This window comes from Pseudomonas sp. A125, assembly GCF_055409485.1.
This window is the reverse complement of the sequence record NZ_JBUZVP010000057.1, coordinates 1-14,291: the sequence shown is the minus strand read 5'-3', so window position 1 is coordinate 14,291 and position 14,291 is coordinate 1. Positions and strand designations below refer to the sequence as shown.

Here is a 14,291-nt window from a genome sequence, read left to right as displayed (position 1 = left end):
AAACGACGCCACAGTTTCAACAATCAGCTGTCACCGGTAGAGTTTGAAAAGCGTTACGCAGCGAGCCTGGAGAGTGTCTAGGAAACCCGGGGCGATTCAAGGTGATGATTGCGGCCAGTTCATCTTGGCCTATATCGAGGACTATTTCGACGTTGAGGAGCCCGATGTTGCATTCACCGGCCCTAACATCGGGATCTGGCAGAACCTGACTGATGGAGAGCGAGAGCAAGTGGTTGCAGATGCGATTCGCCTAAACCCGATAGTTAACGCTGCTCTGTCTGTGATTTATGAGTTTCGCGACAATGATGTCAATTTATAGACGCGGAAGACTAGGCCCCCAGGGATTACGGGAGTGAACGCACTGCCAGTTGTTGCACACAGCCCCATTGCAGTAACTGGCCCTTTCCGAACTCGGTCTGCAAATAAGCACGCGGCGCTCGCAGGCGTGAAAGTGTCGTAGACCATACTTTCTGTAATTGTCTTCTGCGGGTTCTGGCACGCGCTAGAGTGGGTTGAAATGGCTCCACATTCATAGAGGAGCATCACCATGACACAAGCAGCCAACCCAGCAGCAGCTAACTTTGACCGCACGAAAGCAAAGTCGGCTGTTGAGAGCATCCAGAAGGCCATGAATGGATTGAGCACCGGTTATGAGCTTGAAATTGGGAGCGGTTCTTTTTCAGGAAGCGAACTGACTGTTCAGCTTAAAATCCGCATTCCGGGAGGCGTGAGTAAAGAGCGTACGATGCTTGAGCTGGAATGCAAGCACCGAGGCTTCGATCCTGATACGACCCTTAAATCATCGTCTTACGGCGAGTTCAACCTCGTGGGATATCATCCTCGCCGGCCGAAGTACCCTTGGACTGTCCAAATTGTAGGTGGTCAACTTTACAAGTTCACTGATGAAGCGATTACTGACGCATTTAACCGTCTGAAAAACTAATTTCATTCTGACAAGAAAAGGGAGCCTCGGCTCCCTTTTCGTCATGGATAAATCCTATTGGAGCTCCCTGTGGAGCGCAACTCTTCTCATGCGCCACGCTCCTTAAGAACAGGCGTGATGCGTATGGCATCCAGCCGACTCCCAACTAGAGTTTAAGTTTAACTTGCGGAACGATGGTGCCGTCGTTGCCGAGGTTTGAAGCCACAACTTGGATCACGTGAGAACGGAGCAACTCCTTTGCAAACTCCTCCGAAATGATTTCTGAATCGCCATTAAGCGCAACGAGGTAAGTCAGATGAGTATCCCCCGATATCTCCATGGAGTTACCGTTTTGCTGGGTTCTTCTGGTGATGATCGAAGCCTTGACGGAACAAACTGCTGCCCTGTCTGACAGCGGGTTTGCGATCATCTGGAAACCTCGTACCACCTTCTGTTCGCGCACACCATCTTTAACAGTACCGGTCCTTACTAAGTCGGAGAATACAGCGCTATGCCCGCAGAAATCTTCCAGCGCTCGCCGTGAAAAATCTTTCAAAGAAGCCGGTGGTATGACCTGGGTTTCAACTGGATCGGTATGCCAAATTGCATATCCAACGGCGATCCCTGCCGCAAGAGCCAGCACCGTTGAAGCGATGGCCATATTTCGTTTCATGTAAATTCCTATGAGGACTTGCGCCTAGTAACTGGTAATTTAGCAGCCCGTTTTAAACTGCCGAAATCAAGGGTTCAGGTGACACACCGTTCAGCTATCAGTTGAGAGTTTTGCTGTCATTACCTTTTGACACCCCGTTGAACGCTACAAACGCATAAAATGCTGTCAATGCACCTGGACCCACGTACATGACTGCTTTAGCCACAATCAAAGATATCGCCAGCAGACTATTCGCCATCTGATCCATTTGAGCATTGGCGCTTGATGTATCAAGAAAGGTATTGAAACCAACTCCAATGACCAAGACAACTGCAACAAAGAAAACTGTCATGAACCTCCAATATTTACGTGCAGGCTTCGACAGAAGTAGAAAGGCGAAGCATACGCTGAGGCAAATCATGTAGTAACGATAAGTCCATTCAGTAAATCCAATCAAATCGGCTCCGGCCCCAATTAGCTGTGTAAACAAGATTATTCCAAAAGCTACAAATACACCGCCGACCATTCCCCAAAACATCCCGACTAAAGTTTTCATATTTGTCACGTTCCTTAATGCAAAAGCGCAATATTTAAATAGATGTGATGGCGCAGAATTTAATTTGGTTTATTTCCATATTGGTTTACCGGCTATCTTCCAAGCCAGTAGAGCAGTCGGGAGGTGATGCTCTGTTTTTTGATCGCTGCCTCCCTTGTCACTCGGCGATGTTGGAAGGGAGAGTTGGCATGACTTACAAGCTGCAATCCGGCCTCGGTCAGCAGGTAGACGTCACGTTTGCATTTCAAGCAACATTTCCCCTTGGTGGCCAGGCCCCGTGTCTGAAGCGAATTAACCGTATCCAAAAAGGTATTCGATACGTGTACGGAGAGCCAGTTTCGGTTGAATTTCCACTGAATCGCACTTCCTTGTACCCAATGACCCTTTGCAAGTGATCGTAAAGCTATGAATTGATCTTTCGTGAGCCGTCCACGGGCTTCATCCTGGCTAGGAGGTTTAGATTGAAGTGTATTCATTACGCATCCTCACTTATCTGCATAATTATCGATAGCCTGCAGCGACATAGCGATCTCCTTGGCCGTGGTTACACCGACAAGCCTGGATGATTGAACCTCAACCCCACCAGAGCGATACACCTGAACAGCTGCAGGGCCCAAAAGTCCGTTTAGCTCCAATAAGCTGCGAACCGAATGGCCACCCTGACTGAGGTCGACTCGAATAGTTTTGAAAGCCCCGAGACTGTCTCTTATCAATGTAACGTGCCGCGCTGTGTCGGCAACCTGGTCGCTCCCTGGGGCCCAATTCGCTACCCACTCCACAACAGCCGGGCTTCCCGCAGTCTTAGCTTCAGCAAGGGCTATGGCCAACTGCTGTGGTGTGTTGACCACTACCCATGGCTGTTCACGGGGGGCCTCAGAGGAGATGCCTGGACCAAGGGGCTGTAAGGGTGACGTTTCGCCTTTGAGCATCCCGATCCATGCGGCGATCCCATATAACAAGACCGCAATCGCGGCGAACCTATTTAACAGCGATGGCGCTGACCCCAGTGATCCGAAAACTCCAAGTGACACGGCCAAATAAACCGCCACTACCCCATAAAGGCCCAGAGTTACCGGCCCTGGCAGCACACGTCCAAGCACCCAAATTCCGACAATGGCCAGAAGCGCGCGAACGAATACCAGTATCGCCTCATTCCACTTCCCAACTGAGGAAAGCAGTCCTCCCAATGTCGCGGCAAACATCACCAGCGGACAGCTCATACCCAATGCGATCCCGGCAAGTTGCGCTATCCCTCCAATGGGCTCACCCCCTGCCTTGAGGTACAGCATCACCGCTGCCATCGATGATGAGGTGAATGGTGTTGTGTAGATAAGGGATACTAAGCCCAGCATTACTGCGCATGGGGCGCTGGCAAAAAAAACAAAGACTCTGCTGGCGTGATTTCCATGGACATCTCGCCGGGTTTTGCCAATTGCAGTTTCCATAACAGCCAGCCCCAACAGAACTAATACTGACGGTACGAGTATCCATGCGGACTGAGCGATGGGCTGTATCTCGATGCCGGCTTCGGTTAGCGCTATAGCCGAGCTGAGGACCACAAGACCTGTCGCCATGGGTACCGTGAAAGCTAGGCCTATAGTGATGCCTCTTCGGACTGACGGTTTACCGAGTAGAAGCACAAATGCGAGTAGTGGAATTACAGGCAAAACACCTGGTGTGAGGAACAGATTCAGGCCCGCTATGAATGCGGAAACCACTGACATTGCGCTCCAGTCACTGGCGGCTGTAATCCCTGCATCCCCTTCTATACGGATGATCTGTTGATCAGGGGGATAGCAAAGACCTTTTTCGGCGCACCCTTGGAAGCCAACCCTCACGTCAAAGCCATCAGCACCATGGTTCTGAACTGGTAGGCGTACCACCAATGTGTCGTGATAAACCACCACGTTTCCAAAATAGGGATCTGCTTTGTGCTCACCCGCGGGCAGCACTGCTGCGCCTGACCGAACACCAATGCCCTGAGCTTGAAAACTCAATTTGGACTTGTACAAATAGTACCCAGGCGCTGCCAGGATGCGAATTTGTACGGAATCTGGAGTACCAGTTGCTGACACCTTGAACGCTTCATGGACTGGTAGGAAGTCTTGGTTTGATGTGAATTCAAACCCATGAGCAGGTACCAGCACCGCGAGACAGGTAAGCCCGATGATGGCAGAGATAAAGCTTCGGAACATTGAGGGCCGCACCTTCAGGAAGAGCAGCCATGTTAGATCACTTGGTTCGGGCAAGCCGCCCAAAACGGGTGGGGCTTTTCCACCTCCACTGGGACAACTGATCAGTTCAGGTTAGGGGCGCACACGAGGGCAAATGAGTAGCCGAAGTCATCGTCATGAGCGGATCCTGATGTTTTTTTCGAGTTGATCTCGTTCATTACAGAAGCGATCAGGTTGTTGATGTCAGGGAAGTTGCTATGCCGGGTACCCTGCAGGCGAACGAACAGTGCCTGCCCGGCGGTTGGTGCTTCTGGGTGAAATGCTACAGGCTCGACGAAGAACGATGGGCCTGCTACTTGTTCTTGGTACGCATACTTATGGGTTACGACCCCGTCACTACGTTCGCCTACCGTTTCGCCTTTGATGAGTTTCAGGAATACCTGGTCAAGCTCAGCAATTAAGTGCCCCAGAGTAGTCTGAGCGCTGCCATGGATCTCGATTACAACTTGCTTCAATGGGTATGCGTGATCTATCCAGCTCTGGCTTGGGCCTTGTTGCAGGTTTACGTCAATTGGTTGGATCCCTGGGTCTGAGCTATCGACTGAGGCGCCCTTGAGGAGAGCAGAATCGATATGCACTATAGGTTTGCGGGACTTAAGGCTTAGCGATTCAAAGAGTTTACGGAACATGATTGCTTTCCTGGGCGGGGGAATGAAAGGCCGGCCGTTGAGTTGACCGCCGGTCGTAGTGACGAAGAGCTCCGCCCTCGGTGGTGATGGGTTGAAGGGCAGCGGTCTTTGTTCCGGGCTGTTGGCGACCTGCTATAACCATCATTTCAACAATACCCTGCCGCCTCAACCCAAAATGACGGTACAAAATAGCGCTAGGGTTGACCTAACCCTTACCATTCCATCCATTGGGCCGTAGAGCTGGTATCGACTATTCAGTTCGCGCTGTTACCCTGCACTGAATGATCAGCCCCGCCATGGAGAGTGAGATGGCCCTTCCCGATTATTCAACCGTTTCAATTTTGAGCTACAGCCCTATCGCCGGTGTGCGGCGCGCAACTGGAGTCCCGATTAAGCTACTCAAGGATGCGGATGAGCGAAACGCTGTGTTCAGTGCAGATGCTACCCAGCTAACCTCCCTCACGAAGCAACCGGACCCCAAGCTCCGACTTGTCTTCGGGCTCTGGGCAATGGATAACGCTCCCTCGCCGGATCTGCGGGATCGAATTCCCCTTGAGGTGATGATCATTCACTACGTCCGTTCGCTGCCTACCTGGTCGATGTTGAGCAAGGCCCCTGCCCTGAATATCATCACTTTGGATTGGCCGGTTGGTGACAGCTACGAGCTCAGAGCCTTCCTGATCGGAGGGGATGCGCCTATGCCACCTGAGCAGCTCCGGTATTTCTACGAACAACAGAAAGGACTTTACCGCCCCGAGGTGGCCGATCTAATGCCCGAGGTGAAGAAGTAAGAAGGCGCGGGCGTCGGTTCAGCGCTGCGATTATTCATCAATGCTCGCGATGTGTCGGCGTTTGAGCGAGTTAAATACTCCAGCTCCGCCCTCAAAGAGAATCCCCGGCACTACTACAAGTCCCAGGCCCCCAATCATGGCAAGCGTGACAAGCCTGACGGCTCCGGTCAGCCCCATCTCAAGTGTGACCCTAATCCAGTACGTTATGAGCAGCCCTAATGATTGGAAGCTGCTCCCGAAGCTCACATATGAGGCCGCTATCTCACTAGCCGCGCCGGCGAATATTGCAGTAACTCCCAGCATCAGCGAACCCTTCAGCCCAACTCGTACATCTGCCCAGCTTGGAATGGAGTGCATGGCGATCACCAGTATTCCCAGCAGTACAGTGAAACCCACGCCGCCAGACGCAGCCATCACGACAGTGGCATTCAACGTCCTAACTGCCTCATCAACGATCCAGCCTGGATCGCCAGATATCTCAGACGGCACGCTCACAAGACCTTGGCCCTTCAGGACGTAGTGCACGATCGTCGCACCTCCGATCAAGGGTGCAACACCCTGTACTGCCATTCCCGCGTTATTGAAAATAGATCTGGGGTTGGCTGTGAATACTACGCATCCAAGGCACCCATCTGTTCTGCCAGGCGTGTAAAGCGCTACCCGTTGGACCTGCAGGCGGAACGCGATACAGGCCAACAAATGAGATAGCTCATGGACAGGGGCCCCGATCGCACCAGTTATCTGGTACGCGCGCCATGTGAAACGGCTTATGCGGCTCAGGGCGAGGTGCCATACGGTGATTGCTGCCGTGGGTATAAGGAGCAGGGATAAGAACATCTGGAGCATCAGCTATACCGCTGGATTAAGTTGGGCGTCGATCAAGTATGAGGCCATTTCGGCTCGCATCATCCCCAAAAAAGGGGTATCAAGTGCCCCAAAATGTAGCCATTCAGGTTGCGGCCGTTATTCTTGTCCTCATGGCCAAGCCCCTTTTATCTGCACGGCCCGGGAGGTAAGTGATGTTCAGCCCTATTTTTCGAGGTTTCGTCCTCAGCCAATCCCAACTTGATGCTTTGGTACCTTTGCTGAACGAAGAGATGAGCAGAGCCAGACCCCGAAGTCGGAAGGCACTCGAGGAAGCAGCTGATGCTTTGTTCCGGGCTGCTGGTTGCGAAGTGAATGAAGTCAACAACGAGCGTGCCACCCCAGAAATGATTGCCAAGGCCGATAAGCGTGACCGCGGGAGTGTGAAGTGAAAAGGATATTGATGCTCGGCCTAGCTGGCTCGCTTGCCCTTCTGGCGGGTTGCAGCGGCATTCAGACAACCAATCCAGGCGTAGTAGGCGTGGATCGAACTCAATACATGTTTGCCGGCCTTTCTCAGAATGATGTCGACACGTCATATGCCCTGTCTTACCGGGCCGGGGTGAAAAAGGCCGAGGCGTCGGGAGTCCTGATCACGAACTCTCCACTTGGCAAACATGTCCAGCAGATTGCTGTACGGCTGGTTATGCAAACACACGTCTTCCGCCCGGATGCTGAAAAGTGGGGATGGTTCGTTAACGTCATCGATGCCGACGTTGTGAACGCGAACTGCGGGCCAGGCGGAAAGATCATTGTCTATAGCGGCCTGATCAAAAGGCTCAATCTCACTGATGACGAGCTTTCGATTGCCCTAGCGCATGAAATTGGGCATGCAATACGTGAGCATGGACGGGAGCAGGCATCGCAGAATGCTGTCTTTGAACTTGCAGGAGGAGTTGGAGCGAATGTCCTGGGTGCTGGTTCGTTAGGTAAGAGCGCTATCACTAAGGCGCTGAGCACCGGGGTAGGTTTGCCATTTAGTCGACGCGACGAGGAAGAAGCCGACTTAATCGGTTTGGAGTTGGCAGCTCGTGCTGGTTTTGACCCTCGCGCAGCAATCACCCTTTGGAAGAAGATGGCAGCCGTTAGCAAGGGTTCGTCCACCCCGAATTTCCTGAGCACTCACCCGAGCGATGGCGATCGGATGAAGCTGCTCGAAGCTGCAATTCCTAAAGTGATGCCTCTCTACCAAGCTAGCCTGAAATAGCCTTGCCACATTTGCGGCCGGTCAGGCTTCATCGAGTTCATGCAATTCCGAAGCCTGGGTTTGAGTAGTCATTTCATCACCGTTCGTTAAGCTATTCATCCATACCAACTCATTCAGTTGCTGAAAGCAGCCAGGCTGCCAGCGAATTCGCGATCGTCAAATCCGCACTACAAGCTCGCCTACTCTTAGCCCCACCCATTCCTATTAAGGTTCCTTCGAATGAAAGCCCATGTCCGCAAACAGAATTCCTTCGCGAGGGTAGCCATAGCTGCGACTTACGGAATTCTGGCTGCCCTATGCGCTCTGGCATCAGATGCCTCAATCCCTACTACGATAGGGGTTGCTATGGGTATCAGCGCTGGAGTTTGGATAAAAGCACCACGGCTGTTCAAGTTATCCCGCTGACCTCCCTCTCCGCTTATACATCCCCACGACCCGAGACGTGAATTTGGTGACCCCCTTTTGAATGGAGTCATCACTGGATCACGGGGAGAATATCCAGCGCTAGGCAGCCCGCCTAGCCGCCTGAAGGCGTGAATCCCTGAAGTGATGGAGCGCTATGCGAGCCCTAATTAAAAATCTTAGCCAGGTTGAGGGCGACGCCTCAACCGTTAACGTTAAGCGGACGACACTCGTCGCCGGCGCACTTATCACCATCGTCGTTCTGATGGTCCTGGTAGTCATCGCGTTCTATGCTTCCTTCAAGGCTATGAGTGCTGCGAATGCGGTGGATGATGCCTGGCAAAGTCAACGTGAGCGGATCCTCAACATCGAGGCTAAGTCAGTGCAGGCCAGCAGTGACGCGGCCGAGGTTAAGATCAGCCAAGCAGCCATCCAGCAAAAACAGCTTGCCTCCGAAAAGAGCATTGCCAGCCTGCAGCAGTCGATCGAACAGTCACAGTCCTACCGCACAGCAAAAGCCGCGCTCGATGCTGAGCAAGAGGCCGCTGTGGCCAAAATTGAGGCTGCGAAGGCTGACGCTCAGAAGCAGGTAGAAGAAGCAGAGAAGAAGGGCGTTGAGAATTTCGACAAGATGCTTGTCGCTCGCCTTCAGAGTCGATGGATGCGTCCTGAGTCAGCCACTTCTCCCGTGTCAGTAGAGGTTCTAGTCCAATTCGCTCCAGACGGCACCATTACCAACGCACTGGTGCCGACTTCCAGCGGTTCGAAGGACGTGGACGACTCAGTGATAAAGGCTGCTGCTGATTTGGCCAAAATTCCTGAAATGGCCACGGTGAATCGTGCGATATACGTGAAATATCTTCGCCAGCGCACAGTGAAGTTCGAAGCCGGCGCGTAAGCAATTGAGGTAGGGAAAGACAAGAAGGCCCCTAAATTAGCGGGCCTTCCTTATGCAGCTGTGGGAACGAAGTTCGCGGGTATCTCGTATGCTCGTATTCCAACAGAAGTACAGTCTTCAGACTCACTACACTCATCCTCAAGCGCTGAGTCATCAAAGCCCGAGACAGCCTCAATTTTCACTTGATAAGGTTTATGGTCTGGGCCTAGCTCAACAAATACCTCTGCATCAGCGCTATATCCCGTCAGCGCCTCGATAACTGCACTTGTCAGATCGTATTCTTCTTTCGAATCCCGGAGAAACCATTCTGGGTCATCAAGCGAGCTCGCACATTTCCCGTGCTGTATCTCAAAAGCGCGAATGAGCACTGAGATCCCGGCTTTTGAACTGGCATCCGCGACCAGTCTGATGCTTTCGATCGATACACAGTACGGCTCACCGTCCTCTCCAAGGGTCACAAAAATGCAGCTATCTGCATCAAACTTGCGAAGGGTCTTAACCAAGTTTGAAATTTTCATATGATTAAACCAGTGACTTAGGTGCAGGCTGGTCAGCCAGCAGGGTTGGCTGATCGTCAGCAGACACCCCTTCGGGCAGTTCGTAGTGAATCCCTTCGAAAATTGCTTGAGCCTTTTTTGGCCCTATACCTTTTACCGCGCACAGCTCATCTATCGAGGCGTTGTTGACCCTGAAAACAGAGCGGAAATGATTGAGCAGTTTTCGGGCGGCTACAGGACCACAACCGCACTTCCCCTCTAGATCGAATAGTGCCTGGCCAATACCCGCCGGTACTTTCCCTTTGCGCATGGGAGGTTCATACCCCAGCCCTGTCTGGGCGTGTTTCGCCATTCTATAAATTATCCCCGCAGCCCGCTTCGGGCTTTTGTACCAGATGACAGTTTGACCCAAAACCACTGCAAGGTAGCTCAACGCACCATCTAGTGCGTCAGGGTGGATCTGCGATCTGACGGCAAAAATGTCGCCTTCTATCAACCAAATGACTTTCTTGAAGTTCAGCCCCATCTTGTTGGCCTGGTTGATAAACCGGCTATCTATGATGCTGGCGCAGAAATCCGCAGCCGTCTTGCGCTCGACCACTAGGTTCGCTTCCAAAACGTAATCGCCAGTTTCGAGATTCCCGGTTGCGATTTCAGCACCCAGCTCACGAAGGGCTTCGGGGATGCGCGATGGAATTTCCCGGGAGTCGACAAATATCTTGACCATTTCGGTTCCTGGTCCGGTTTAGGAGTGTCTTCAATATAACGACTGTGCCCGTTTCTGCCACTTCGAACTGCATACTGAAAAACCATCATCCCTACTGGATTCGGGCACCCTGTTTTGGCTTTGAATTCCCTTATAAGCCGTTACCCTATCCGCACCAACAAGAGGGATGAGTGGTGACTGAAAAGCATCTGGCGCTCCTAGCGTCGACAATTTCATTGGTCCTAGCAACCATGTCTGCCACAGCGCTGATCATGGTCAACTCTGCACGCACCGAGATGAAGACCCAGCATGAAGAGAGCCAGCGGGAGATCGGGAAACTGAACTCGCTTGTTTCGCAGCTAAAAGATAACCAGATTGCCATGCTGCCGCTCCTGGGGCGCCCAAGTGAGATTTCCACGCCACAAGAGCAGGCACCCCAAGATGAGGTCCAGTCTGTTGCATCAAGTCAAGCCGATACGAGCAATGACCAGCCAGATGCGGCGACAGCCGTAACCGAACCCCACCCGACTCCTAAGGTTGCTGTACGGGAATCGCAGCACGATATCCCGGTGGGTATCGCAAAGCCCGAAATCCCTCTAGGGCCGGCTGCCCCGACTCCTGCCGGCGTAAAAGTCTTCAAAGCTACTGACTCTCGGATCGAAGAGTCCCCGGTGCGTGAAAGTGGAGCTCCTCAGGCGAGTATCGGAAATGCTGGGGACACAATCCTTGCGGCTTTCCAAACCCCAACAATGGGGTTAAAGCCCCACCCTGTACTTGATCAGATCAAAGCACCCGTTGTAGTCGAAGAGCCCAAGGTGCTGGAGAGTGTGGACGGGATTCTCGTATCGAAGATCATCTCAAACTGGAAGCGGCCTGAAAGCGCCCGGAACGGTATGGCCGTCGAGATCGTGATCAAGATGGGGCGTAAGGGTCATATTGAGTCGGCAAAGGTGGTCAAATCGAGTGGTGACAAGGCATTCGACTCCTCTGCGACTTCTGCCATCCTGGCTGTCAAGCAGCTGCCTGAAATGACCCAGGTCACCGACGGTACGTACAAGCGCCTTTACCAAGAACGCAGAGTTCGCTTCAGCCCTGAAGACCTCTCGGGCTAAACCAGCTGCTTCAAAAAAGGGGTTATCGGTTTTACGTGTTGTTGCAGGCAAGGCGCAGCCTTAAAACGTATTGGTATTAGCTTCGGCTTTAAATGTTGTTATGCTGGGCTCACCAATCCCGACGGAGAGCGACATGGAACAGCAAAAAAATCATCAGCAAATCGAGCAGCAGCCTGTGGCACACCGGCTCATTAATGCTGAAGGCGAAGTGATGACCGACTGGCATGATGGCCCGCCGCCGGACCGTTTCACGGATCTCTGTGGGGTTGCGATGGCTGGTACTCGCGTTGAGCTGGCATATGCCGGCCCCGCCCCCGCTAGGGACGAACTGCTCGTTGCCGCCGAGGCAATAGAGCGCGTCGTTCACTATGTGGTAAGCAAAGCCGATCAGGACGTGCTACGGCTGATCGCTCTGGAGAAACGCCGGGAGGCCATGGCACACAACGCAGGTCAGGGCCGAGTCAGTGGCTGATTCGCTTTCCCTACTTCACCCGCTCAAAGTTGAGATCGTGGAATTCCTCGAGGATGAACACGATCTGCAGTTCAAGGTTGAGCTTCCGGCGCCCGAGTTCTGCACCGCCTGCGGCGCTATCGGTCAGTCGATTCGTTTCTCCAGGAAGCTGACCAAGTACGTTGACCTGCCTATCAGGGGCAAGCGCACGGTGCTCTGGGGCATGCGGCGCCGCTACAAGTGCAAGACCTGCGGCAAGGTCTTCTCGCCGGCTCTGCTGGAATTCGACGAGAAGCACCGCATGACGAAGCGCTGCCATGCCTACGTAATCAAGCACGCCATGACCAGCACGAACTCAGCGGTCGCCCGCGATCTTGGCGTGGATGAGTCAGTGGTGCGCCGGGCATTGCGCGACTACTGCGCAGAGCAGGAGGCGGGCTACAGGCCGATGCTTCCGCGAGTCCTCGGCATTGACGAGTTGCTTGTCGGCGGTGAGTACCGGTGCGTCCTGATCAACCTGGAAGAGACGACGATCATCGACGTTCTGCCTAACCGCAAGAAGATCGTGATCCACAACTACATCTCCAACATGCGTGGCCGGGACAGGGTCCAGATCGTCTGCCAGGACATGTTCCATCCGTATAAAGACGTGTCGCTAGAGCTGTTCCCAAACGCCACAGTCATCGTCGATAAGTTCCACGTTGTTCGGTACGCCAACGATGCGATGGACCAGATACGCAAGCGGATCAAGCGAGGTCTTACAGCTCCCCAGAAGCGCACCCTGAAAGGAGACCGCAAGCTAATGCTGATGCGGCGGCGTGACCTGGACGTTTGGGCGCACCTGAAGATCAAGACGTGGTTCGATCAGTTCCCCGAGCTAGGCACCGCCTACAACCTCAAGGAAGGCTTCTACAACATCTGGAATAGCAAGACCCACAATGCAGCCAGGCAAGCCTATGACGAATGGCGTCAACGCATCCCTGCCGAGCAAGAGAAGGACTGGAAGGTTGTCACGACCATGATGACCAACTGGGGCGAGTACATTTTCAACTACTTCAAGTTCATCCCCCAGCGGTACACCAACGCACTGACCGAGTCGATCAACCGCTACCTGCGCGACGTGAACCGTAGCGCGCGCGGCCTGAGCTTCGAGATGTTCCGCGCCAAGATCATGTTCACCCTAGAGCACAAAGTGAAGCCGCCAGAAACCAAGCGGCTAGCGCCGTTCCTGGCCAGGGAAATCATGGCAGTCGAGCCCATCGAGGATGAGTTGGTGGATTACGGCGTTCCTATTTTCAGCATCCTGCAACTGTATTCAGAACCAGGAACGGGAGCTTTCCAAGAGGAAGGCTAACAACACAACCAACCACATCACCTAGGGGTATTCAGAAAGGGCATAACAACACCCTTTCCCGAATACCCCAAAAAAGCCGACTAGATGTCGGCTTTTTCGCATATGTACATCAGTCTACTTTCGACTGCTTGGCAGCTATGCCTGCACCGCCGTTGCATAAGCATGTTGAGCATCAGCGTCCTTAACAATTTCGACTTCAAACTCAACGAACTCTTCAGCTAAGGCCTTGTTGATAGCCTCAACCTCCAGATCCGTAATCCCGGTAACCCCTGGCCAGATTCGGACGTAAGCAGCTTCGCGCGGAAACATAAAACGGCCTCGGGTGTACGACTCGCGCAGGACAACATCCACGAGCGTTTTCTGAAAAGCATCGGAACTGATGATAAATCGTAAGTCTGACGAGAATTTGCCACTGAAGTGCTCGGCACCTTCGATTTCGATCACGTTAGGTTTTACGTTCAGATACACCCGATTTCGTACAGCTTTCCGAGTGAACAAAATCAGCCAAGTGCAAATAGCCATACAACTAGCTGTACAAACGGTTACTGGCCAGAAAATTTCTTTAGGTACATAGCCGCGCCACAGGAATGAAAGGCAGCACCAACCAATAAAAATCAACGGAGGTGAAATGAGCTTCCCAATTTGCTTGCCCTGTATTTCCTTCAAAGTGATTCCTCTTTAAGTCGTCAGTTCCAAAGCCGCCCATTAGCCTTTTAAAACAGGTTTTCTCGATCTCAAGCGGTATTTTCTGTACAGATGAATAAGGACAGCTTCAACACTGCTCACCACAACAATGGCTATCAAGAAATTGGTCAGCGTAGCGCTGAAATAGATGAGGCAAGCCATCATGGCCAGATGTCCCAGGCCACTGATGATCATGTTCATCCTTGCGATGCGTGTCATTGCTAACTCCCATACTGGGGTTGTACGCCGGAATCCCAGAAATTTCCGTCAGCCCAGCTCCAGTCCCGCCACGAGCGCATCCAGGTCGATGAACTTGCCGTCAGTCTGGAAGG

General features: G+C 52.8%; 18 protein-coding genes. 9 read left to right on the top strand and 9 right to left on the bottom strand.

Features of this window, described 5'->3' with window-relative positions:
• Window positions 1-73: 73 nt before the first annotated feature.
• Entirely contained in the window at window positions 74-319 is a 246-nt protein-coding gene (locus tag ACZRN6_RS35855; RefSeq protein ID WP_464009925.1) for a hypothetical protein, read from the top strand.
• Between the two features lie 228 nt (window positions 320-547).
• Entirely contained in the window at window positions 548-943 is a 396-nt protein-coding gene (locus ACZRN6_RS35850) for a hypothetical protein (protein WP_169904202.1), read from the top strand.
• 145 nt (window positions 944-1,088) lie between these two features.
• Here the strand turns inward: ACZRN6_RS35850 and ACZRN6_RS35845 are convergent, their stop codons facing one another.
• The 4 genes from ACZRN6_RS35845 to ACZRN6_RS35830 all read right to left on the bottom strand — a co-directional run bounded on the left by ACZRN6_RS35845 (window position 1,089) and on the right by ACZRN6_RS35830 (window position 4,993).
• On the bottom strand, window positions 1,089-1,595 hold the full coding sequence (locus ACZRN6_RS35845) for a hypothetical protein (RefSeq protein ID WP_169904203.1): 507 nt from the start codon (window positions 1,593-1,595) through the stop codon (window positions 1,089-1,091).
• A gap of 97 nt (window positions 1,596-1,692) precedes the next feature.
• Window positions 1,693-2,130 (bottom strand): hypothetical protein, encoded by a 438-nt coding sequence (locus tag ACZRN6_RS35840; protein WP_169904204.1) that lies wholly within the window; start codon window positions 2,128-2,130, stop codon window positions 1,693-1,695.
• A gap of 485 nt (window positions 2,131-2,615) precedes the next feature.
• Window positions 2,616-4,325, bottom strand: a complete 1,710-nt coding sequence (locus ACZRN6_RS35835) for a protein-disulfide reductase DsbD domain-containing protein (protein ID WP_169904205.1) — start codon at window positions 4,323-4,325, stop codon at window positions 2,616-2,618.
• 101 nt (window positions 4,326-4,426) lie between these two features.
• Window positions 4,427-4,993 carry a hypothetical protein gene (locus ACZRN6_RS35830; RefSeq protein ID WP_169904206.1) on the bottom strand — a complete coding sequence of 189 codons (567 nt, stop codon included), beginning with the start codon at window positions 4,991-4,993 and terminating at the stop codon, window positions 4,427-4,429.
• Between the two features lie 308 nt (window positions 4,994-5,301).
• On the opposite strand from ACZRN6_RS35830, the gene ACZRN6_RS35825 reads away from it, so the two are divergent.
• Window positions 5,302-5,784 carry a hypothetical protein gene (locus ACZRN6_RS35825; protein ID WP_169904207.1) on the top strand — a complete coding sequence of 161 codons (483 nt, stop codon included), beginning with the start codon at window positions 5,302-5,304 and terminating at the stop codon, window positions 5,782-5,784.
• Between the two features lie 30 nt (window positions 5,785-5,814).
• Here ACZRN6_RS35825 and ACZRN6_RS35820 read toward each other — a convergent pair whose 3' ends face one another.
• Complete coding sequence (locus ACZRN6_RS35820) at window positions 5,815-6,309, bottom strand: hypothetical protein (protein WP_169904208.1); 495 nt, start codon at window positions 6,307-6,309, stop codon at window positions 5,815-5,817.
• 494 nt (window positions 6,310-6,803) lie between these two features.
• Between ACZRN6_RS35820 and ACZRN6_RS35815 the strand changes: the two genes are divergently transcribed.
• The 3 genes from ACZRN6_RS35815 to ACZRN6_RS35805 all read left to right on the top strand — a co-directional run bounded on the left by ACZRN6_RS35815 (window position 6,804) and on the right by ACZRN6_RS35805 (window position 9,155).
• Window positions 6,804-7,040: a hypothetical protein gene (locus ACZRN6_RS35815; RefSeq protein ID WP_078465749.1), complete on the top strand. Its 237-nt coding sequence runs from the start codon at window positions 6,804-6,806 to the stop codon at window positions 7,038-7,040.
• Window positions 7,041-7,051: 11 nt separating this feature from the next.
• On the top strand, window positions 7,052-7,855 hold the full coding sequence (locus ACZRN6_RS35810; protein WP_186353504.1) for a M48 family metallopeptidase: 804 nt from the start codon (window positions 7,052-7,054) through the stop codon (window positions 7,853-7,855).
• Between the two features lie 559 nt (window positions 7,856-8,414).
• Window positions 8,415-9,155 (top strand): TonB C-terminal domain-containing protein, encoded by a 741-nt coding sequence (locus ACZRN6_RS35805; protein WP_169904209.1) that lies wholly within the window; start codon window positions 8,415-8,417, stop codon window positions 9,153-9,155.
• 50 nt (window positions 9,156-9,205) lie between these two features.
• Here ACZRN6_RS35805 and ACZRN6_RS35800 read toward each other — a convergent pair whose 3' ends face one another.
• The gene (locus tag ACZRN6_RS35800; RefSeq protein ID WP_078465746.1) at window positions 9,206-9,673 is read right to left on the bottom strand and encodes a hypothetical protein; all 468 of its coding nucleotides are present in this window, start codon (window positions 9,671-9,673) and stop codon (window positions 9,206-9,208) included.
• 4 nt (window positions 9,674-9,677) lie between these two features.
• Window positions 9,678-10,379 (bottom strand): ERCC4 domain-containing protein, encoded by a 702-nt coding sequence (locus tag ACZRN6_RS35795; protein WP_078465745.1) that lies wholly within the window; start codon window positions 10,377-10,379, stop codon window positions 9,678-9,680.
• Window positions 10,380-10,552: 173 nt separating this feature from the next.
• On the opposite strand from ACZRN6_RS35795, the gene ACZRN6_RS35790 reads away from it, so the two are divergent.
• The 3 genes from ACZRN6_RS35790 (at window position 10,553) to ACZRN6_RS35780 (ending at window position 13,275) form a co-directional block, all read left to right on the top strand.
• Window positions 10,553-11,470 (top strand): energy transducer TonB, encoded by a 918-nt coding sequence (locus tag ACZRN6_RS35790; protein ID WP_153045939.1) that lies wholly within the window; start codon window positions 10,553-10,555, stop codon window positions 11,468-11,470.
• Between the two features lie 133 nt (window positions 11,471-11,603).
• Window positions 11,604-11,942 (top strand): hypothetical protein, encoded by a 339-nt coding sequence (locus ACZRN6_RS35785; protein WP_062382006.1) that lies wholly within the window; start codon window positions 11,604-11,606, stop codon window positions 11,940-11,942.
• Window positions 11,935-13,275, top strand: a complete 1,341-nt coding sequence (locus tag ACZRN6_RS35780) for an ISL3 family transposase (RefSeq protein WP_284184508.1) — start codon at window positions 11,935-11,937, stop codon at window positions 13,273-13,275. Before ACZRN6_RS35785 ends, ACZRN6_RS35780 begins: the two co-directional genes overlap by 8 nt.
• A gap of 135 nt (window positions 13,276-13,410) precedes the next feature.
• Here ACZRN6_RS35780 and ACZRN6_RS35775 read toward each other — a convergent pair whose 3' ends face one another.
• Entirely contained in the window at window positions 13,411-13,941 is a 531-nt protein-coding gene (locus ACZRN6_RS35775; protein WP_078465743.1) for a hypothetical protein, read from the bottom strand.
• Between the two features lie 39 nt (window positions 13,942-13,980).
• On the bottom strand, window positions 13,981-14,178 hold the full coding sequence (locus ACZRN6_RS35770) for a hypothetical protein (RefSeq protein WP_078465742.1): 198 nt from the start codon (window positions 14,176-14,178) through the stop codon (window positions 13,981-13,983).
• Window positions 14,179-14,291 lie beyond the last annotated feature (113 nt).

Bases quoted from the DNA above. Each gene is read 5' to 3' on its own strand.
- ACZRN6_RS35850 (WP_169904202.1), top strand. From the start codon at position 548: ATGACACAAGCAGCCAACCCAGCAGCAGCTAACTTTGACCGCACGAAA.
- ACZRN6_RS35845 (WP_169904203.1), bottom strand. From the start codon at position 1,595: ATGAAACGAAATATGGCCATCGCTTCAACGGTGCTGGCTCTTGCGGCA.
- ACZRN6_RS35840 (WP_169904204.1), bottom strand. From the start codon at position 2,130: ATGAAAACTTTAGTCGGGATGTTTTGGGGAATGGTCGGCGGTGTATTT.
- ACZRN6_RS35835 (WP_169904205.1), bottom strand. From the start codon at position 4,325: ATGTTCCGAAGCTTTATCTCTGCCATCATCGGGCTTACCTGTCTCGCG.
- ACZRN6_RS35830 (WP_169904206.1), bottom strand. From the start codon at position 4,993: ATGTTCCGTAAACTCTTTGAATCGCTAAGCCTTAAGTCCCGCAAACCT.
- ACZRN6_RS35825 (WP_169904207.1), top strand. From the start codon at position 5,302: ATGGCCCTTCCCGATTATTCAACCGTTTCAATTTTGAGCTACAGCCCT.
- ACZRN6_RS35815 (WP_078465749.1), top strand. From the start codon at position 6,804: ATGTTCAGCCCTATTTTTCGAGGTTTCGTCCTCAGCCAATCCCAACTT.
- ACZRN6_RS35810 (WP_186353504.1), top strand. From the start codon at position 7,052: ATGCTCGGCCTAGCTGGCTCGCTTGCCCTTCTGGCGGGTTGCAGCGGC.
- ACZRN6_RS35805 (WP_169904209.1), top strand. From the start codon at position 8,415: ATGCGAGCCCTAATTAAAAATCTTAGCCAGGTTGAGGGCGACGCCTCA.
- ACZRN6_RS35800 (WP_078465746.1), bottom strand. From the start codon at position 9,673: ATGAAAATTTCAAACTTGGTTAAGACCCTTCGCAAGTTTGATGCAGAT.
- ACZRN6_RS35795 (WP_078465745.1), bottom strand. From the start codon at position 10,379: ATGGTCAAGATATTTGTCGACTCCCGGGAAATTCCATCGCGCATCCCC.
- ACZRN6_RS35785 (WP_062382006.1), top strand. From the start codon at position 11,604: ATGGAACAGCAAAAAAATCATCAGCAAATCGAGCAGCAGCCTGTGGCA.
- ACZRN6_RS35770 (WP_078465742.1), bottom strand. From the start codon at position 14,178: ATGACACGCATCGCAAGGATGAACATGATCATCAGTGGCCTGGGACAT.